Source organism: Haladaptatus sp. AB643, assembly GCF_024136975.1.
Taxonomy (GTDB): Archaea; Halobacteriota; Halobacteria; order Halobacteriales; family Haladaptataceae; genus Haladaptatus.
Genome location: NZ_JAMYJW010000002.1, coordinates 416,182 through 437,165, shown reverse-complemented (window position 1 = coordinate 437,165; position 20,984 = coordinate 416,182). Strand labels below are relative to the sequence as shown.

The 20,984-nt window shown below is 62.7% G+C and carries 10 protein-coding genes; 8 read left to right on the top strand and 2 right to left on the bottom strand.

Translation table 11 applies throughout. The features are described from left to right. Positions 1-222 precede the first annotated feature (222 nt). From NKF25_RS06760 to NKF25_RS06725, 8 genes are all read left to right on the top strand, one after another. Positions 223-990: an IclR family transcriptional regulator gene (locus NKF25_RS06760; RefSeq protein WP_253225935.1), complete on the top strand. Its 768-nt coding sequence runs from the start codon at positions 223-225 to the stop codon at positions 988-990. A 174-nt stretch (positions 991-1,164) separates the two neighbouring features. Next, the gene (locus NKF25_RS06755; protein ID WP_253225934.1) at positions 1,165-3,126 is read left to right on the top strand and encodes a 3-hydroxyacyl-CoA dehydrogenase NAD-binding domain-containing protein; all 1,962 of its coding nucleotides are present in this window, start codon (positions 1,165-1,167) and stop codon (positions 3,124-3,126) included. Further along, on the top strand, positions 3,116-4,306 hold the full coding sequence (locus tag NKF25_RS06750) for a beta-ketoacyl synthase N-terminal-like domain-containing protein (RefSeq protein WP_253225933.1): 1,191 nt from the start codon (positions 3,116-3,118) through the stop codon (positions 4,304-4,306). The genes NKF25_RS06755 and NKF25_RS06750 overlap by 11 nt, the downstream gene beginning before the upstream one ends. After that, a complete protein-coding gene (locus NKF25_RS06745; RefSeq protein WP_253225932.1) occupies positions 4,303-4,860 on the top strand; it encodes a Zn-ribbon domain-containing OB-fold protein in 558 nt (185 codons plus the stop codon). Before NKF25_RS06750 ends, NKF25_RS06745 begins: the two co-directional genes overlap by 4 nt. Further along, positions 4,857-6,485: a long-chain fatty acid--CoA ligase gene (locus NKF25_RS06740; RefSeq protein WP_253225931.1), complete on the top strand. Its 1,629-nt coding sequence runs from the start codon at positions 4,857-4,859 to the stop codon at positions 6,483-6,485. Before NKF25_RS06745 ends, NKF25_RS06740 begins: the two co-directional genes overlap by 4 nt. A gap of 291 nt (positions 6,486-6,776) precedes the next feature. Then, positions 6,777-7,526, top strand: a complete 750-nt coding sequence (locus tag NKF25_RS06735) for an IclR family transcriptional regulator (RefSeq protein ID WP_253225930.1) — start codon at positions 6,777-6,779, stop codon at positions 7,524-7,526. A gap of 483 nt (positions 7,527-8,009) precedes the next feature. Beyond that, the gene (locus NKF25_RS06730) at positions 8,010-9,977 is read left to right on the top strand and encodes an archaea-specific SMC-related protein (RefSeq protein WP_253225929.1); all 1,968 of its coding nucleotides are present in this window, start codon (positions 8,010-8,012) and stop codon (positions 9,975-9,977) included. Positions 9,978-10,397: 420 nt separating this feature from the next. Then, entirely contained in the window at positions 10,398-14,579 is a 4,182-nt protein-coding gene (locus NKF25_RS06725) for a glycoside hydrolase family 2 TIM barrel-domain containing protein (protein ID WP_253225928.1), read from the top strand. A gap of 13 nt (positions 14,580-14,592) precedes the next feature. Here NKF25_RS06725 and NKF25_RS06720 read toward each other — a convergent pair whose 3' ends face one another. Beyond that, entirely contained in the window at positions 14,593-17,808 is a 3,216-nt protein-coding gene (locus NKF25_RS06720) for a glycoside hydrolase N-terminal domain-containing protein (RefSeq protein ID WP_253225927.1), read from the bottom strand. A gap of 113 nt (positions 17,809-17,921) precedes the next feature. Further along, positions 17,922-20,858 (bottom strand): glycoside hydrolase family 3 protein, encoded by a 2,937-nt coding sequence (locus NKF25_RS06715; protein WP_253225926.1) that lies wholly within the window; start codon positions 20,856-20,858, stop codon positions 17,922-17,924. Between the last annotated feature and the right edge of the window lie 126 nt (positions 20,859-20,984).

The window sequence follows — 20,984 nt, the reverse complement described above, 5'->3', positions numbered from 1 at the left end:
CGGCAGATACCGAAAATCGAACTGTGATTTCGGCGTTCGTTCGATGATAGCGAACTACGGGTGACGGTCCTGCCGTCCACTACTTTTTCGATGCGTTCGATTCGAAGACTCGCGGTAACCCGTAGAGACGGAGAACGTCGTGATTCCAGCCATGCCGAGAATCGGTTCGAGCGAGGGCACTGGCTGCCAAGATTTAAATATAAATCGTGATGTTTATCAACTATGGGCGCAGGCATCGATGGCACGGGGCGAATAAAATCCGACGAAACGCTATTCGCTATCATAGAACAGTTGCAGGAACGGGACGGGGCGGGCGTTTCGGAACTCGCCCGCGAGTTGGACATGGCCAAGAGTTCCATCCACAAGCATCTGAGCACCATGTCCGAGCACGGATACGTGGTGAAACGAAACGGCACCTATCACGTCGGACTCCAATTTCTGAACGTCGGCGAGTACGCTCGGGATAGCTACGAACTATATCATGCCGCGAAGTCACAAATCCACGACCTCGCGGCGGAGACCGGCGAGATGGTTTGGTTGATTGTCCCCGAAAACGGCCTCAGTTGGTTTCTATACGGTGCGAAGGGGAACACCGAAATCAGCGAGGAATCGATCATCGGATCACGGGCGTACCTCCACCACAACTCCGGCGGCAAGGCGATTATGGCACACCTTCACTCGGACGAAGTCGAGCGAATCATCGACCGGCACGGACTCCCGGCAAAAACCGAAAACACCATCACCGACCGGGAATCGCTGCGAACACAACTCGAAACCATCCGGGAACGCGGCTACGCGGTCAATCACGGGGAGGACATCGCGGGTATTCACGCCATCGGCGTCCCGCTGATTTTCGAAGGGGAAGTTCGCGGCGCGCTATCGGTCGCTGGCGCCGCACGGCGAGTTACCAGAAACGAGCGCGAAAGCGAACTAGTGGAACGACTCCTCGCCGCCGCGGACGACGTGGAGGTCAACTTGGCGTATCAGTAGCCCTGACGGCCCCCGATAGCCCCGTTTCGCGTCCCTGCCGTCCGACCGAAACGGAGCGTCGAATCGTTCGCTCACAGCGAACGATTAGAGTAATTAGGGTGCGACGATGGCCCATATGGCATTCGGTTACACGGACCACAATGTTGAAACGTATGCTCGCAGATATCCTGAGTGATGCTATCGGAGTCAATAGACCGCGTCACCGTTCTCGGTGCCGGAAGCATGGGGCACGGAATTGCGGAAGTGGCGGCTATAGCCGGATATCAAGTAGTGTTGCGTGACATCGAGCAGGAGTTCGTCCGGGACGGCTACGAGGAAATCGAGTGGTCGCTCGGGAAACTCGAAAAGAAGGGACGACTCGACGAGGATGCCGAGGCGGTCCTCGGCAGGGTCTCGACGGCGATTGACCTCGAAGAATCGGTCGCCGACGCCGACCTCGTCGTCGAGGCCATTCCGGAACAGATGGCGTTGAAACGGGAGACGTTTGCGACCATCGACGAGGCGGCACCCGACCGAGCCATCCTCGCTACGAACACGTCCAGTCTCAGTATCACCGAAATCGCTTCCGCAACCGAGCGCCCCGAACGGGTCGTCGGGACGCACTTTTTCAACCCGCCCGTGAAGATGGACCTCGTGGAAGTCATCGAGGGTGAGGTGACGAGCGACGAAACGGTCGATGCGGCGTTCGACTTCGTCGAGGCGCTCGAAAAGACGCCGATTCACGTCCGGAAGGACGTTCACGGCTTCGTGGTGAACAACGTGCTCCTCCCGTTCATGGAGGAACCCGCGCGGATGCTCGCCGCCGACGAGACGACGGTTCGGAAGGCCGACGCGGCGATGGTGTACGAACGAGGATACCCGATGGGGCCGTTCGAACTCCTCGATTACACCGGTATCGACATCGCCTACCACTTCCGCGAGGAGGCCGGGCAGAAACCGCCCGACCCTATCGCCGAACGAGTCGAGCGCGACGACCTCGGAACGAAATCCGGAGCGGGGTTCTACCAGTACGAGGACGGGGACGGTGCGACGTACGAACCCGACGACGGCGAAGGATTCGATACGCTCCGCGTCGAAGCGCTGATGGTCAACGAGGCGGCGAAACTCCTCGGGAACGACGTGACGACTCCGGAGGAGATCGACATCGGAATGCGACTGGGTGCGGGCCTTCCCGAAGGTACCTGCTTGACGGGGGACAAACTCGGTCTCGATACCGTCCTCGACAAACTTCGAACGCTCCACGACGAGACGGGCGAAAGCCGATTCGTCCCGGCGGATTACCTCGTCGAACTCGTCGAGTCCGGAAAAACAGGCGCGGACGCGGGCGAAGGGTTCTACCAACACGGCGAGGGTAGTCCGTTCCACTACGTCAGTTACGACCTCTCCGAGGACGGCGTTCTCACGGTTACGCTCGATAGGGCCGAGCGTCTCAACGCCTTCTGTCCCGAGATGTTCGAGGAAGTCGACCGACTGCTGTCGCGGGAAATCGACGGCGACGACGTGGTCTGTGTCGTCTTCGAGGGGGCAGGCGACCGAGCGTTCTCTGCGGGGGCGGACATCACGGGCTTTATGACGTCCTCGCCGACGGAGATGATGGACGTGGACGACGTGTTTCGGACGGTGTACCGGTACGACCGCCCGACGATCGCGAAGATAGACGGCTTCTGTCTCGGCGCTGGGTTCGAACTCGCACTCGCATGCGACCTCCGCGTCGCGACCGATTCGGCGCGGTTCGCGAGTCCCGAAATCGATCTCGGTCTCATCCCCGGCGGCGGCGCGACCCAGCGCCTCGTCCGTCTCGTCGGCGAGACGCGGACGAAAGAACTACTGTTCACCGGCGACCAGATCGACGCCGAGCGCGCACGAGACTGGGGAATCGTCAATCGAGTCGTACCGGAGGACGAGTTGAACTCGGCCGTGGACGAGTTCGTCCAAAACTTCGTCGGCGGGCCGACGACGGCACTGAAAATCGCAAAGCAGGTCGTTCACGAGGGGCAGGACGCCAGCCTCGACACCGCGCTGGCACTCGAAAGCAAGAGCTTCGGACTCCTGACCAGCACCGACGACATGCTGGAGGGCGTCACCGCCTTCCGACAGGGACGCGACCCTGAGTTCGGTGGTGGAGATGACGCGTAACGTCGGCATCGTTGGCGGCGGCCACACGTCGTGGGGGCGGCGACAGGCGACGTGGAAGGATTTGGCGCAGGAGGCCGGGAAGGCGACGTTCGACGCGGTTCCTGGCATCGGTCCGGAAGATGTTGAAGGGCTGTTCGTCGGTGCCGTCCAACCGGAACGGTTCGCGTTCCAATCGCACGTCGCGCCGCTCGTCGCCGAGTTATTGGGAATCGACGTGGATTCGATGATCGCCCGCACCGAACTCGCCTGTGCGAGCGGGCAGGCGGCGCTGCGGTACGCGTGGCTCGCCATCGCAGCGGGGCAACTCGACGTGGCGCTCGTCCTCGGCGTCGAGAAGATGAACCTCCCGAAATCTGCGAGCGAGGAAGCGCAGGCGAGCATGACGAACGTCCTCGACCGGGAGTTCGACGGCGTCAACGGGTTGAACGCGCCGCCCTACTTCGCCATGATCGCCCAGCGACACATGCACGAATATGGAACGACCCGCGAGCAACTCGCGCAGGTCAGCGCGAAGAACAAGAGCCATGCCGCCCACACCGACTACGCGCAGTTTCGGAAGGAAGTGAGCGTGGACGACGTACTGGAGTCGTTTCCCCTCTCCCCGCCGCTGTGTCTGTACGATTGCAGCGGCGTCACGGACGGCGCGGCGGGACTGCTTCTCGTGAGCGAGGAGAAGGCCCGCGAGGTGACCGACGAGGCGACGTGGATAACCGGGAGCGGACAGTCGTGTATGGCGAGTAACTCCATCAACAACCTCCCGTCGCTGTCGGCGTGGCCGCAGGCGACCGTCGCCGCCGAAAACGCGTACGAGCAGGCCGGGATCGACGATCCACTCCGCGACCTCGACGTGGCGGAGATTCACGACTGCTTTTCCATCAGCGAAATCGTCGAGTACGAGGACCTGGGCTGGGTCGAGAAGGGTGACGGCGGGCAGTTCATCGAGGACGGACGGAGCGAACTCGACGGCGACATCGCGGTCAACCCGCGCGGCGGCCTGTTGGGATGCGGACACCCGCTCGGCGCGACGGGCGTCTCGCAGGCGCTCGAAATCCACTCGCAGTTCACGGGCGACGTGCCGTCGGAACGACGCGTCCCCGATCCCGAAACCGGAATGATACACAACTTGAGCGGGAGCGGTTCCGTCCACAGCATCATGATTCTGGAGCGTGAGCGACCATGACCGACGAAGGGAACGAAACGCGGAGGAATGAGGATCGGACGAACGGGAAACGGATGAACGGCGAGAGCGACCGGCGGACGACGGTCGAACTCCCGGAAACCATCGAACTCCCGCGACTGCTCGACTTCTACGAGCTACAGACCGACGAACACACGCGAATCCACGAGTTCTACGACAATCTCCGCGCCGGGGTGCTCTCGACGACGCGCTGTCGGAACTGCGGCGAGCGACACTATCCGCCGCGAGTCGTCTGCCCGGAGTGTACGAGCGACGAACTGGAGTACGTTGCCCTCCCAGACGAGGGCAAATTGTACGCGTTCACGGCCGTTCGGGGCGGCGCACCGCTCGGAATGGGCGACGACGTACCGTTCACCGTCGGCGTCGTCGAACTCGACGGCGTCCGGTTGTCCGCACGTATCGACGACGCGGACGTGGACGACCTCGAAATCGGCGACCCGGTGGCCTTGAAAGTCGTCGAAATCGACGGCCCCGCCGACCACGAGCGTGTTTTCTACCGGTTCGAACCGAAGCGGCGGGGAGCTGACCGACCATGAGCGAGTACGAACTCACCATAACGAAGTGCCTGCAACGGGCGAACGACCTATACGACCACAAGGAAATCGTGACGAAACTCCCCGACGGGGGGATTCATCGCTACACGTACGGCGACGCGTACGAGCGGATTTGCCGACTGGCGAACGCGCAAGACGAGTTCGGTCTCGAAACGGGGGACCGGGTCTCGGTGATGGCGATGAACAACTACCGACACTACGAACTGTACTACGGGCCGAGTTGTAGTGGGCGGAGCATCCACACTACCAACCATCGACTCCCCGAGGAACACCTCATCGAGATCATCAACGAGGCCGAGGATCGCATTCTCTTCGTTGATCCAGCGTTCGTCGAGACGGTCGAGTCCATCGCCGACCGAATCGACACCGTCGAGCAGTACGTGGTCAACGCAGCCCCCGAGGAAGTTCCGGAGACGTCGCTCGATCCGGTCACGTCCTACGAAGCGTTCATCGAGGGACAACCGACGAGCTATGACTGGCCCGAACTCGACGAGAATACCGAGGCAGGGCTGTGTTACACGTCGGGGACGACCGGTCTCCCGAAGGGCGTCCAGTACACCCACCGCAAACTGTATCTCCACGCGATGATGCACGGGATGGTCGACACCTTCGGAATCGGCGAGAACGACGCCATCCTGCCGGTCGTTCCGATGTTCCACGTCAACGGCTGGGGATTCCCGTACTCGGGGACGCTCTACGGGTCGAAGCTCGTGCTTCCCGGCCACTACACGGACTCCGATGCCGTCCTCGAACTCATCGACGCCGAGGACGTGACCATCGGCACGGCGGTTCCGACGGTGTGGATAGAGATAGACGGCTACCTCCGAGACCACTCGGACCGCACCGTCGAGTCGCTGGAGAAGGTCATCATAGGCGGGGGATCCCCACCGGAGTGGCTCATCGAGCGGTTCGACGAGGTGTACGACGCGCCGGTTTACCAAGGGTACGGGATGACCGAGGCGGCACCGCATCTGGTGAACACGTTCGATACGACGGAAGTACAGTCGCTCCCGCAGGAGCGCCAGTACGAGTTCCGGATGAAAGCGGGAATCCCAGCGCCCGGCGTCCGACTCCGCCTCCGAACCGTGGACGGCGAACCGGTTCCGCACGACGGCGAATCCGAGGGCGAGATTCAGGCACGAGCGCCGTGGCTTATCGACCGCTACTACGACCGCCCGGCGAAAACCGAGTCGTCGTTCTCCGACGATGGGTGGTTCAAGACCGGCGACGTCGGCACCATCGACGAATTCGGCTACCTCACGGTCGTGGACCGACTCGACGACATCATCAAGAGCGGCGGCGAGTGGATATCCTCGCTCGAACTGGAGAACGAACTGATGGGTCACGAACGGGTCGAGGAGGCGGCCGTCATCGGCGTCGCCCACGAAAAGTGGCAGGAGCGACCGGTCGCCTACGTCACAGCGGACGGCGTTGCCGAGGGCGATCTCGAAGAACACCTCCTGAAACGATTCCCGAAGTGGTGGCTCCCCGACGAAATCGTCTTCGTCGATGCGGTTCCGAAGACGACCACCGGGAAGTTCAACAAGAAGGAATTACTCGAGGAGTTCGAGACAGAACACGGGTCGCTTCCGCTCGAAACGGAGTAACGACCCCGTCTCTCCTGACGTTGCCGTCCTCTCCGCGACTTCGGTGACGACGTCCGAGTACGAATCGACTCCGCGAGCAGGGTTTCGTACGAAACGATCCGACGCGGTCGGGGAGCCACTTTCTCGCGGATCGATAAATCGGTGCGGCAGTCGCTTTGCCCGACGACGACACCCTGTTGTTCAACGCTCTTCACCGCAGTTCGTTACGAACAGGCGAGTGGAACGGAGATGGTCGCTCCGATCGTCCGAAATAACCGAACGATTATGGGAGCGTACACTGTTCGCATCGGTATGGAACGAACATCTGCCCCCCTCCAAACGGTCGTCCGCGCATTCGAAATCATCGAACTACTGTGGGAAGGAAACGTAACCGGGCCATCCGACGTTTCGAAACAAATGGGAATGCCACGAAGCACCGCACACGATTACCTTAAGACGTTGCAAGCGACCGGCTACGTCGTTCGACGGGACGGTCAGTATCAGGTCGGATACCGATTTCTGGCCATGGGGAGTCGGTTGAAGCATCGGAGCCGTCTCTTTCACGCCGCGAAGCCGGTAGCAACGGAATTGGCCGCCGAGACGGGAGAACTCGTGACCGTCAGCGTCGAAGAACGGGGACGGTGGGTCGTTCTCCACAACGAAGGCGGGACGCGTGCGCTCAATCTGGGGACGTATCCCGGACGGCGAACACCGCTCCATTCGCACGCCGCCGGGAAGGTTCTGCTCGCGCATCACACCGACGAGTACGTCGAGGGGGTGTTCGAAACGCACGGCTTGGATCCGGTGACGGAACAAACGATAACCGACGCGGACGTGTTGTGGAGCGAATTGCGAACGATTCGAGACGACGGGTACGCGGTGGACTGCAACCAACAGATACCGGGGATGTGCGTGGTGGCAGCGCCGGTGTGCGCCGAGACGGATCTACTCGGCGTGCTTTCGATCGCGTGCCCGGTGGACAGATTACAGGATTCGACGTACCGCTCCGAACTGGTCCGGCACGTCCGGCAGAGTGCAACGGTTATCGGCGAACAGTACTAAAACCGACGGTGGGGACGTACACGGGATACAACCTGAAAACGACGGAAGATGGAGGCGTGAGTGAAATCGATGGAAGGACTCACATCGGGACGTACGACGTCCCTCGTACCCGTCGAGGTGCGTTCGGATATTTCGGACGGCGTACCGACGAGGTCGTAAAAAACGACGTCACAGCGGGTGACGATTTTTATTCGCTACCGGAAATTTCCCAGATGTTAAGATCCATAGTAATTTCATTGGCAACCACCAATATATGAATAATTCTATTCGTTTGCACCGGATAGTTTCAGTGAGTACGAGACGAAAATGGAGAATCCAACCGGCGAACTCCCGCAAGCGCGGCGGAGAAAAATCCCTCAAATATCGACTCCTGAAACATCCGACGAAAGGATAGAGAGCCCCGCTACCATTACAGAAATAGTACTGTAATTTTCTCGCACAGAAAATGAACCATTTATATTGGAGGAAGCACAACGAGTTCCTATGGAACTATCGGACAAAGCCTTGAACCAGGTGGATCTAAGCGTCCAAAACATCGGCGGCATCGACCAAACGGAAGTCAGCTTTTCCCCCGGAGTGACCGCCCTCACCGGTCGCAACGCGACGAACAGAACCTCCTTGCTACAGGCGATAATGGCGGCACTCGGTAGCGACCAATCCTCGCTGAAAGGGGACGCAGAGGAGGGTACCGTCGAGATGACTATCGGCGACAAATCGTACACGCGAACGTTGACACGCCAGAACGGGACGGTCGTGACCAGCGGCGACCCGTATCTCGCCGACCCGGAACTCGCGGACCTCTTCGCGTTCCTGCTCGAATCGAACGAAGCGCGCCGCGCGGTCGCACGCGGGGACGACCTGCGCGACCTCATCATGCGCCCCATCGACACCGATGCGATCCAAGCCGAGATCGAACAACTGCGGGACGAGAAACGGCGACTCGACGACGAGCTCGACGAACTCGATTCGCTCAAGGAGGAACTACCGGGGCTCGAAGAGAAACGAACCAAACTGCGAACCGAGATCGAGGAGAAACAGGACGAACTGGCCGAGAAGGAAGCCGAGTTGGAGGACGCCGATGCGGACGTCGGCGAGTCGAAATCCGAGAAGGCCGCACTCGAAGAGAAACTCGATGAACTGAGCGACACGCGCTCACGGTTAGAGGATATCCGATACAACATCTCGACCGAGGAGGAAAGCATCGAGGCGCTTCGGGACGAAGTTGCGTCGCTCGAAGACGAGCAGGCGGACGATTCGGATGCGTCGGAGACGGACGTATCGATGATCACGGAGCAAATCCAGCAACGGCGGGACGAAAAACAACGGCTGGATTCGACGATGGCCGAGCTCCAGACCATCATTCAGTTCAACGAGGAGATGTTGGAGGGAACGAGCCCCGAACTGCTCTCGGCGCTTCGAGATGGAGAGCACGGAGGGCACACGGAGTCGAACGAGTCCCTCACCGACCAACTCGTCTCCGACACGGAAACGGTCGTCTGTTGGACGTGCGGAACGGAGGTCGAAAAATCGTCGATCGAGGGGACGGTCGAACGGCTTCACGAGCTTCGACGGGAGAAACACGCCGAGCGCTCGTCGCTCGAATCCGAGATATCCGAACTTCGGGACGAAAAACAGGAACTAGAGGAGGCACAGCGACAGCGGGAACGCACGGAACAGCGCCTCGACCAACTCGAATCGGAACTCGAAGACCGAGAAGCCCGGTTGGACGACCTGCGCGGGACGCGGACGGAGTTGACCGACGAGATCGAAGACCTCGAGGGACGGGTCGAGGAACTCGAACAGGAGGAGTACAGCGACGTGCTGGCGCTTCACAAGGAGGCGAATCAACTCGAATTCGAACTCGGGCGACTCGAATCCGACCTCGACGACGTCGAGGCCGAAATCGAGGAGATCGAATCGCAGGTCGGCGAACGCGAGCGGATCGAGGAACGGCGGGAGGACGTTCGGGAGGAACTGGCGGACCTCCGGACGCGGATCGACAGGACGGAGTCCGAGGCGGTCGAGCAGTTCAACGAGCACATGGAGACCGTGCTCGACTTGCTCGATTACGCCAACCTCGAACGAATCTGGATCGACCGAACCGAACAGGACGTTCGGGAGGGACGCCGCAAGGTCACCAAAAGCGTGTTCAACCTGCACGTGATCCGGAGCACGGAATCGGGGACCACGTACGAGGACACCATCGACCACCTCAGCGAAAGCGAGCGTGAGGTGACGGGACTCGTCTTCGCCCTCGCCGGGTATCTCGTGCACGAAGTGTACGAATACGTGCCGTTCATCCTGTTGGACTCGCTCGAAGCGATCGATTCGAACAGGATCGGCACGCTCATCGAGTACTTCAGCGAGTACGCCGGATATCTCGTCGCCGCGCTGCTACCCGAGGACGCCGCCGCCGTCGACGAGCGACACGAACGCGTGACCGAGATCTGACGACGCGCTCACCGAGCGCGTTTACCGGTGCCGTACCGGTGGAACGGATCACCGTACCGAGGATGGAGAACGAGTGTCGGGAGAACCACTGTCGAATGGTTGTTGACATACGTTTTCAAATAGTCCAGAGTCGTCGAATATTATTCTAGATAGTAGTAAAGAAATATACAATAAGGCAGTATTTTGCCATATGGTTCGAGTATGACAGAAAATCCAGATATCGTTTTGTCGTTCCCTGATATGCACAACAGTGGACAGTTGGGTGGCCGTTCCGCGGTATAGTGACCGACCGTTCCATCGTATCGTTCGTGAACGAATATGAAAAATTAGTCCCAATACATTTTAAATAGTACTGCTCACTATTTGTTTCCCAACGGGTAGAAAACGGCGACACGCGGTTTTCTAGCCGGAGGTATACGAATGAGCAAGAACGATTCACGGAGTTCCGAGACGCAGAGCCGAACGGGGGCGACACGACGAACGTTCCTACAGATGACGGGGGCGGGTGCGCTCGTCCCGCTGGCCACCACCGAGGTGAACCGAGCGGCGGCGGTCGAACCGTCTGCAACGGACACACCGGAGACGGAGGGGGGCGGCCCCGGACGGATAGAGAACTTGACCGACTACATCGAGGACCCGAGCGTGTTCGCACAGCACCGCGAACCCACGCACACCACGCCGACGATACCGTACGGGTCCGCCGAAACCGCCCGCCGCGCCGACGAACCGTTCTCGGCGTTCGAGGAGCGGTTCGCGGAATCGGCGTACTTCGAACTACTGAACGGCGACTGGGAGTTCGCGTTCTACGAGCGCCCCGACGAACGGCCGTCGACGCACGACGAAACGGAGTGGGAGGACATCACCGTCCCCCGACCGTGGCAAATCGAGGGGTACGGCCAGTACATCTACACGAACTGGCAGGAGACGTGGGTGAACTACGACCCGCCGCTCGAAGGGGACCTGGTACCTGCCGACGACGGCACCGTCGATATCCCCGACATCAACCCGACCGGCACGTATCGCCGGACGTTCGACGTCCCGGAGGACTGGGACGGGAGGGAAACGTTCCTCCACTTCGAGGGCGTCAAGCAGGCGTACTTCGTCTGGGTGGACGGCGAGTACGTCGGCTTCCAACAGGGGTCGATGACGCCGGGCGAGTTCGACATCACGGACCACGTCACGCCGGGCGAAGAACACCGACTGACGGTGCAGGTGTACCGCTTCTCGGATGGCGAGGCAATGGAGACCATCGACATGTTCCGGTACTCGGGCATCTACCGGAGCGTCTACCTGTTCTCGACGCCGAAAGTACACGTCAGGGATTTCGACGTCGAATCGGGACTGGACGACGAGTACGAGGACGGCCACCTCCGAGTCACCGCCGAACTCGCGAACTACGGCGATGCCCGCGGCAGGTACGAAGTTCGCGGAACCCTGCACGAACCCGAGGATGACGACGAAGGGAGCGCTACCGTGGACTGTGGCGACGGAAGAGGACCGAAGAAAGTCGAGCTATCGGGCGCGACGGCGGTCGATTCCGACGGCGGGGTGGTGACGCTGGAAACCGACGTGGACGCCCCGAAACAGTGGTCCGCCGAACACCCGAACCTCTACACGCTCGTGCTCGAACTGGTGGCCGAGAACGGGCGGACGACGGAGGTCGTGCTCGACAAGGTCGGGTTCCGGACCTACGAGGTGAACCGCGGCGGTCCCGGCGCACAGGTGCTGGTCAACGGCGAACCGGTCAACCTCGGCGGGACGAACCGCCACGAGACCGACCCCGATTCGGGGCGGACGCTCCCCGTCGAGACGATGCGGGCGGACTTCGAGCGGATGAAACAGTTCAACGTCAACTCCGTCCGGACATCCCACTACCCGAACGACCCGACGTATCTCCGACTCGCCGACGAGTACGGGATTTACGTGATGAGCGAGGTGTGCTGTGAGACCCACTGGTGGGAGGGAATTCTGGCCCAGACGACCGCCTTCCACGAGCAGACGGTCGAGCGCTTCCGGCGGATGCTCCTCCGGGACCGCAACCACGCGTCCATCTTCGCGTGGTCCACGGGCAACGAAGCGGGGACCGGGGCCGAACACATCAACATGGCCGCGCTGGCGGTCGGGTCCGACGACCCGCACGTTCCGGACAGCACGGCGGACGCGGCACGCCTCGCACCCGAACCGGCCGAATCGTTCGACGGGGATGGCATCGAGGCGCTCGCGCCCGACAGACTCCTGTACCACCAGCCAAACCACGGCGGTTGGGACATCGAGTACGCGGACATGCTGGGTCCGCGCTACATCGATCTCGACACGCTTCTCGACCTCGCGGCAGGGAACGACGTGAGCGACAGTCCGCGGTTCGGCGACAAGACGGCGGGCGACGGGTCGCCCGGCGACGGCAAGCGTCCGGTCGTGATGGGCGAGTACAACCACGCTATGGGAACCAGCCTCGGCCTGGTCCATCGGATGTGGTCGGAGTACATCCAGCCGACGGTCAGGAAGGCACGCGACGGGAGTGGGAGCGGAAACGACGGCGTGCTGGTCGGGTCGCCGACGGTCGGCGTCGGGCGAACGGGCGGAAGCGTCACGTTCCGCGACGGCGACTACATCGACTTCCCGACCGACGCGTCGGATTTCGCGTCCGGCGATTTCACGGTCGCACTGACGTTCGAGGGCGTCGAACCGGGGACGGGAACCGACCTCGTTTCGATGGGTGACCGAACGGTGCTCGCTCTCGGCGAGGACGGTCGGATCAAATTCGGTGGAAAAGTCGCCACTGGCGGCGGCTCCGTGGCGGCCACGGCCGCGGACAGCGACGAGTGGCACACGCTCGTCCTCGTCCGCGACGGCGGTCGGTTGCGGTTGTACCTCGACGGTGAGCGCGTGGCCGAGTTCGGCCACGCGCTGGGGTCCTTCGACGCGAAGACGAAGTCGAAGTCGGTTCGCGTCGGCCCCGCGCCCGGTAACGGAAACCGGAAGAACGGTTTCGACGTGACGGTCGACTCCATCCACGCCATCGACCGTGCCCTCTCCGGGGACGAGGTGGACGACGTGGGCGATATCGCGGCCGACGAGGGCGTCCTGAGCTACACCTTCGCGGGACTGCTCCGCGACAAGAGTCTCCAAGGCGGGTACATCTGGGACTGGGTCAACCAGGACGTGACGCGGACGACGACGGTGGACGGCGAGAGCGTGGAGTACGCCTTCTACGACGGCAACCCGTTCTGCATCAACGGGATGGTCTGGTCCGACCGCGAGCCACAACCGGAACTCTGGCAGCTCAAGCACAGCCAACAGCCCGTAAAAGCCGCACCGGCGGACCTGAGAGACGGTGAGCTGTACGTCACCAATCACTACAACTTCACGAACACGGCTGCGGTGGACTACCGATGGGAACTCGTCGCCGACGACAAGACGGTGCAGTCGGGCGAACTGAATCTGGACATCGAACCCGGCGAGACGCGGGTGGTTCGGGTTCCGTTCGAGGAACCGCGCGAACCGACCCCCGGAACCGAATACTGGCTGAACGTTTCGTTCAGAAACCCGGAGGCGTCGGCGTACGCCGAGGCCGACTACGAGGTGTCCCGGGAGCAATTCGAACTGCCGTTCGAAGCGGAAGTGAAACGGTCGCCGTCGCTCGATAGCCTTCCGTCGCTCGACGCTTCCGAAACGGACGCCGGGGTGGTCGTCACGGGCGACGGGTTCGAGTACCGGTTCGACACCGACGTCGGGACTATCACCTCGATGCGGTACGAGGGGACGGAACTGCTCGAACGCGGGCCGCTGTTCAACGCGTGGCGCGCACCCATCATGAACGAGGTGCAGGCGTGGGGAAGCGAACAGGCCACGAGTTGGCAGACGGCCGGGTTGGATTCGCTCGAAAACGTCGTCGATTCCGTGTCGGTCGAGCGACCGGACGATTCGCTGGTCGAAATCGACGTGAAGAGCTTCGCGAAGGGCAAGAAGGCGAAGTCGGGAGGAAAAGCCGCTGGATTCGAGACGACCTACAGGTTCCACGTCTTCGGGAACGGCGCGGTTACCGTCAGCGTCGATGCCACGCCGAACACGGAGTTGCGGGACATCGTCACCGATTACCTCCCGAAAGTGGGCCTGCAGGTCGAAGCGCCGAGCAGTTTCGGCCGGTTCGAATGGTACGGCCGCGGACCGCAGGAGACGTATCCAGACCGAAAGACGGGCGTCGATATCGGACGGTACTCTGGAACGGTCGCCGACCAGTACGTCCCGTACATCCCGCCGACGGACAACGGGAACAAGGCGGATACCCGCTGGGCGACCCTCTCGGGCGACGACGGGGCCGGACTGCTCGCCGCCGCGACGGACGAGCCCATGAACGTGAGCCTGAATCGCTTCTCGAACCTCGCGGAAGCCGAATACGAGTACGAACTCGAAGACCGCGGGTCGGTGGCGTTCAACCTCGACCACCGCGTTTCCGGCGTCGGCGGAACGCCGGTCGAACCCTACGACGAGTTCCAAGTCCAACCGGAAGAAACGTCTTTCGAGTACCTCCTCCGCCCGTTCACGGTCGGGGAGGACGACCCGATGGCGCTCGCTCGGACGGGGTTCGACGGGGACGCCTGAAAAAAGACGGAGACTACTCCCCGTCGTTGGACCGAACCGGAACCGTCACTTCCTTTTTCGCGCTGTTGTCCGTCTCGTCGCGTTCGCGCAGTCGCCGCGCCGGGCCTACGACGACGCGGAGTTGGCGGGGGCCGTCGGGGATACAGGAGGTGTCCCACTCGATGGTCGCCTCGAACGATCCGTACGACGGGATGGCATCGACCGGAGCCTCGCCGATGGTCGAGGGATGACCATCGGTCACGTCGATGACGCGGACGGCCGTCGGCGGGGTCTCGCTTCGACTCGCGTTTCGGACGACGACGGACACGGTGTGCATGGCTTCCCCCGTTCGCTCGACTTGCACGTCGGTCGGGTGGACGGACACGTCGCGTTCGACCACCGGCGTCACGTCGTTCGTCCGGTCGCCGTCGGTGAGCGTTCGGTTCGGATCGATGACGGCCCAAACGTGTCCGATTTCGGGGAGGGCGTCGGTCGCCGCCTCGACCGTCGCGTCGAACGCCTCGCCCGGTTGAATCGACGGGATTCGCCGTTCGGCTATCGTCGGCCGGTCGGAGTCGCTCACGTCCACGAATCGAAGTCTCGTCGGGGACGACCGCGCGGTCCCGTCGTTCCGAACCGGTACCTCGATTCGGGTCGTCTCCCACGTCTCGGTGATGGAGATCGACTTTGGATCCAAGGTCAAATCCGGCAGTTCGACCGGTTTGGCCTCGAAAACGAGTTCCTCTCCAGCACGCGTGTCCACCTCGACGACCTGCGGGCCGATTCGGTCGAGGGATTCGTCGCAGTCCGTGTTCGATGCGGGGTCCAACTGAACTCCGAAGGTACGGAGACGACAGCGGTTGCCCGCCGACGAGCGGACGACGGCACGCCGGAGGCGGCCGTCGTCCCATTCGAGATCGACCTCGAACCCGCCAGCGGCTTTGAGGCCGGACACGCGTCCGGATTCCCACGCGTCGGGGAGCGCGGGGAGTAGTCGGAGTACGTCGTCGTGGTCCTGTAGGAACATCTCCGCGATTCCCGCGGTGCCGCCGAAGTTGCCGTCGATCTGGAACGGCGGGTGCATGTCGAAGAGGTTCGAAATCGTGGACTGCTCGAACAACTTCCGGAGGTGTTCGTGCGCCAGGTTACCCTCCTCGAACCGCGCCCACTGGTTTATCGTCCACGCCCTGCTCCAACCCGTCCACCCACCGCCGTAGGTCAATCGGCGTTCGAGCGCGTTCCGGGCCGCGTTCGACAGGATCGGCGTTCCCCGGAGCGTGATGTCGCTTCCCGGGTGGTTCGCATACAGGTGGGAGATGTGTCGGTGTCCCGGGTTCGACTCCTCGTAGTCCTCCAGCCACTCCTGCAGGGTTCCGTTCGCGCCGATTTGGAGCGGCGGCAGTCGGGCGACCGATTCGGAAAGCTCGTCCCGGAGCGACGGGTCGGCGTCGAGGATTTTCGCGGCTTCGATGGTATTGTCGAACAGGTCGCGGATCAGTTCGATGTCCATCGTCGGCGCGACGGCGTACAACGCCTCGTACCCGTCCGAGTCCACGAACCAGTTCTCCGGCGAATTCGAGGGAACGGTGACGAGTCGGCCCTCGTCGTCCTCGATGAGATAGTCGAGTAGAAACCGCGCGGCGTCCTTCATCACCGGGTACGCGACGGATTCGAGGTACTCCGCGTCCCGGTTCACGTCGTAGTGCTCCCAGAGTCGCCGACACATCCACGCCGCGCCCATCGGCCAGACGCCGCCGAACCACGTCGGTTCGGTGCTCCCCCACGGGTCCGAGGAGATGTGGTTCACGAAGCCGTCCGCGTCGTAGTGGACCGCCGCGGTCTCCGCACCGGGGCCGCGGAGGAAGTCCATGTACTCGACCATCGGTGCGGCACAGTCCGAAAGGTTACAACGCTCGGCGGGCCAGTAGTTCATCTGGAGGTTAATGTCCTTGTGGTAGTCGGCCTGCCAAGGCGGCGTCATGGACGTGCTCCAGATTCCCTGGAGGTTGGCCGGTAATCTGCTCGGCGGTCGGGAGCTTCCCATCAACAGGTAGCGTCCGTACTGGAAGTACAGTTCCGTGAGATGCGGGTCGTCAGCACCGTTTTGCACCGCTTCCAACCGCTCGTCGGTCGGTATCGGCGGACCGTCGTTTCCGCCCAGTGCGAGTTCGACCCTCCGGAACAGTTCGCGGTGGGCCTCGACGTGCCGCCGCCGCAGTCGGCCGTAGGGAGGTTCGAGGGAATCCAGTCCCTCGGAGACGGCCGCGGTCGGGTCCTCGTCCGTGCGGTAATCCGTCGCGGCGTCGAAGGTGAGCGTCAAGGCGTCGGCGTCGCGCACGCGAAGCGTCCCGTCTTCCGCCGAGACGGTCCCCGAATCCCCCTCGGGGAACGCCCGAACCCTCCCTTCGAAGGTGACGCCAGGGGCTGGGTTTTGGACCGTCCCGCGAAGGACGAGTTCGTCCCCCTCGGTCGCGGTCCGTGCGTCCTGTTCCCGCGTCATCGCCACCGACGTCGATATCTTCCCGTCCGATTCGAGACGGACGACGAGCGCGTCGTCAGCGGCCGACACGAACACTTCGCGGGTGTATCGGGTCCCGTCCGCGACGTACCCCACGCGGACGATTCCCTCGTCCAGATCGAGTTCCCGACGGTAGTCGGTGACGTCGCCGTGGTCGAACGCCAGTTCGAGTTCGCCGAACGGCTGGTACGGCCTGATGAGGGTTCCGTACTCCGGTGGGTCGCCGAGCATGTCCGGGTCGATGAGCGCCTCGGCCGCCTCGTGTTCGCCCGCGAGGAGGAGTTCCCGAACCCGCGGGAGGACCGCCACCGCGTTCGGATTGTTCTTCGGCTCCTCGTCGAATCCCCCCGCCCAGATGGTCTCCTCGTTCAGCCGAATTCTCTCGGTCCGAGGGGTCCCGTACACCATCGCCCCGAGTCGGCCGTTGCCGAGCGGGAGCGCCTCCAACCACTCGCTGGCGGGTGATTCGTACCACAGGGACAGCGGTGATCTGTCCGCTCCGGTTTCGGTCGGGTCGTCGTCGGCAGTCGCGGTTCCCGCCGTTCCCGCGACGACCGAACCGATGCCGGTTGCCCCTGCCATCCGAATGACGTTTCGGCGGGTGTATCCCGCTGACGGATGTCCTGTGGCCGCGTCGGACGTCGGTCCCGATTTTGGTCCCGATGTCGATTCCGTTCCTTCCGATGTCGATTCCGTTCCGTCTCTCTCGCCGCTGTGTTCTCGTTTGCTCATTGTGAGTCAAAACCGATGATCGTTCGTTCCGCGTTGCTCGTCGGGCGCGACTCGTGGCCACGAGTCGCGCCGTCAGCGATACCGGATGAAATCCTCCGATGTCCGGGGACGTTTCAGTCGAACTGGACGGTGTGCGCACGGAATTCGCCGCGCGCGACCAGATACACCGTTCGATGGCCGCCCGTCGCTCCGCGAAGCGCCGTCGTCACTCGTTCGTACTCGTAGACGTCGCCCGTGGAGGGAACGTCGGCCGAACCCAACAGACGTCCGTCGGGGGACCCGAGTCGAAGTTCGGCCGTCGCCGAACCTCCCTCCGCCCGGGCGACCGACACCGCCGCTTCCTCCGGGCGGTCGTGCAAATCGACGTCCTCGAACGCGACCCACGAACCGTCGGAGAAGCCCACGGTGGTTCCGTCGGCCTTCGACTTGTCCAACAGTTCGATCGACGACCACGACCAGTCGTCGGCATCCACGGTGCGGGTTTCCTCGGACAGGTCGCGCTGTGGGATCCGTTCGCCGTCCACGCGGAGCGTCCTGCGCGGACCGAAGTCGTCGGACGCCGATCCGATTGCTACGTCGTGTTTCGCTCGCTCGACGACCCAGCGGTTCCGCGTGACGTCCCAGAACGAGAACTCGTCGTAGTCGAGTTCGAACTCGATGCACGTGCGTTCGCCCGGTTCGAGGTGGACGCGCTCGAACCCACGCAGCACTTGCTCCGGTTGCCGGGTGCGCGACCGGCGCTGACGGCTGTACAACTGCACGACGTCGTCGGCCGCCATCGAACCCGTGTTGGTGACCCTGACTTTCACGGTCGCCGTTTCGCCGGGAGACAGGTGTGAGCGCGGTGAGATTCGGAGGTGGTCGTACCGGAACGACGAGTACGACAGCCCGTGACCGAACGCGTAGAGCGGGTTCTCCTGCCCGTAGCGGTACGTCATCCCGGTTCGAGCGATGTTATACTCCTTGATGTCCGGAAGCCCGTCGGCCGAGCGGGGCCACGTCTGGGGAAGTCGACCGGACGGGGAAACGTCGCCGAACAGCACGTCCGCGAGCGCACGACCCGTCTCCTGCCCGGCGTGTGAGGTCCACAGGATGGACGGCGTGTGTCGGTCGGCCCAGTTGATGGCGACGGGATAGCTGCTCTGGAGCACCAGCACGGTTCGCCGGTTGGCGCTCGTCACCGCTTCGATCAGCCGTCGCTGTGACTCCGGCAGGTCGAGGTCATCGCGGTCGTGGGTTTCGCGGGCACCGATGAGGGGATGGGTACCGACGACGAGGACGGCGACGTCGGCGTCGCGGGCCGTTCGAGCCGCGTCCTGGACGCCGTTTCGACGTCGCTCGACGTCGAACCGTGCGGCGTCGGATTCCGTCTCGCCATCCACGGCCAGTCCGCCGTCCGCCGCGGTGACGAAGGCGTCCGTTTTTCGGTGTCGAAGCGCCGTCGAACCGTCGTCCAGTCGGACGAACTCGAACGCTTCCGCGACCTCCTCCCAGCCGTAGGGTTTCTCGGCGGAGTTGATCAACTGCCCGTCCTCGACGGTGACGTAGCGGTTGTTCCCCGTCGCCCGGAGCGTCCAGGCGTCGGAACTCCACTGTGCCGCGTCGAACTGCTGAACGCCGGGCGCGTTCTGGTCCGATAGATAGAGTCCACCACCGCCGGGACTCACGCCAGCCGTCACGTAGCTCCCGGAGGAAATTTCCTGGAGCGCGATGCGGTCGATTCCCTGGGCGGTCGTCACGTTGTCGGCACCGATTCGGTCGCGGATGCCCTCCTCGGCCGTGATTCGATACGGTGGCGTCCCGCTGTACCAGTCGGTGAACACGCTGTCGGCGAGCGGACCGACGACGGCGACGGACCGTTCGTCCGAAATCGGTAGCCCTCCGTCGTCGTTTTTGAGCAACACCGTTCCCTCCTGTGCGGCTTTCCGAGCGAGTTCACGGTGTTCCCGTGCACCGACGACTTCGTCCGTAAGGTCGTCGTACGGGGTCTCCCGGTCGAACTCCCCGAGACGGAACCGAACCGAGAGGACGTGGCCGACTGCCGCGTCGATTTCGTTTTCGCTCAAAATTCCCCGATCGACCGCCTCGGAAAGCGCCTCGACGGTCGTCGTGTCGTCCGGGCCATGTTCGGTGAAGACGTCCAGCCCTGCGACCACCGCGGCGGCGCGCGCTTTCGCCTTGGTGTCGAAGTGCGCCTGCGCACCGGTCAGGGTCTCAGGTGCCCACGCGTCGCTCACGTTCATGACGGCCGACCCGTCCGGTGCCCAGTCGCGGACGACCCGGTCGAGGAGCGGCGACACGGTGTTCGGTCGCCCGTTGACGAGGTTGTACGAGGCCATGACGCCGACCGCGGTTCCGGCTTCGACCGGCGGGCGGAAGAACTGCAGATAGTAGTCGTGGAGCAGTCTCGGCGGTAGCTCGGCGTTGGTGGTGGTACGGTCGGTTTCGTTGTTGTACGCGAAGAAGTGTTTCAGCGACGGTGCCGTCTTCAGGTAGTACGGATCATCGCCGGACAGACCGCTCGTGTATCCGAGCGCTAACTCGCCGCTCAGGAGCGGGTCCTCGGAGTATCCCTCTTCGTTTCGTCCCGCTCGGGGGTCTCGAAGAGGGTCGACGGTCGGTGCCCAGACGTTCAGCCCGGCGGCGCTCGGGGTGACGTTGTGCTTGCCGCGTACCTCGTCGCCGACTGCGCTCCCGACGCGTTCCACCAGGTCCGGGTCCCACGTGCTCCCGAGCCCGATGGGTTGCGGAAAGACGGTTGCCTCTCCCAACCAGGAAACCCCGTGTAACGCCTCCGTCCCGGTTCGAAACGCGTCCATATCGAGCCGCGGAATCGGCGGTTGGTACTGGTGAAGGAGCGTCAGTTTCTCGTCGAGGGTGAGTCGTGAAACGAGCGCTGCGACGCGTTCGTCCACATCCTCGCCCGAATCGCCCGACCACCCGTTCGCCGTCCCGTCGTCGGTTTCCGCGCTCGCTGCCCCGCTGTTGAGTGACAGTGCCGAACCTGCACTGATAGCTGCAAGTACCGTTCGGCGGCTAGTATCGACCATTGCTGATGCCTCTTGAAACACCATGTAGTACACTTTAAAAAATGTTTGGAAGAAAATGATAATTGATAGTAATTATTCGTTCTACATCCGAGAACAAGGGGTTCGACGGTGGGTGGCGAAGTATTG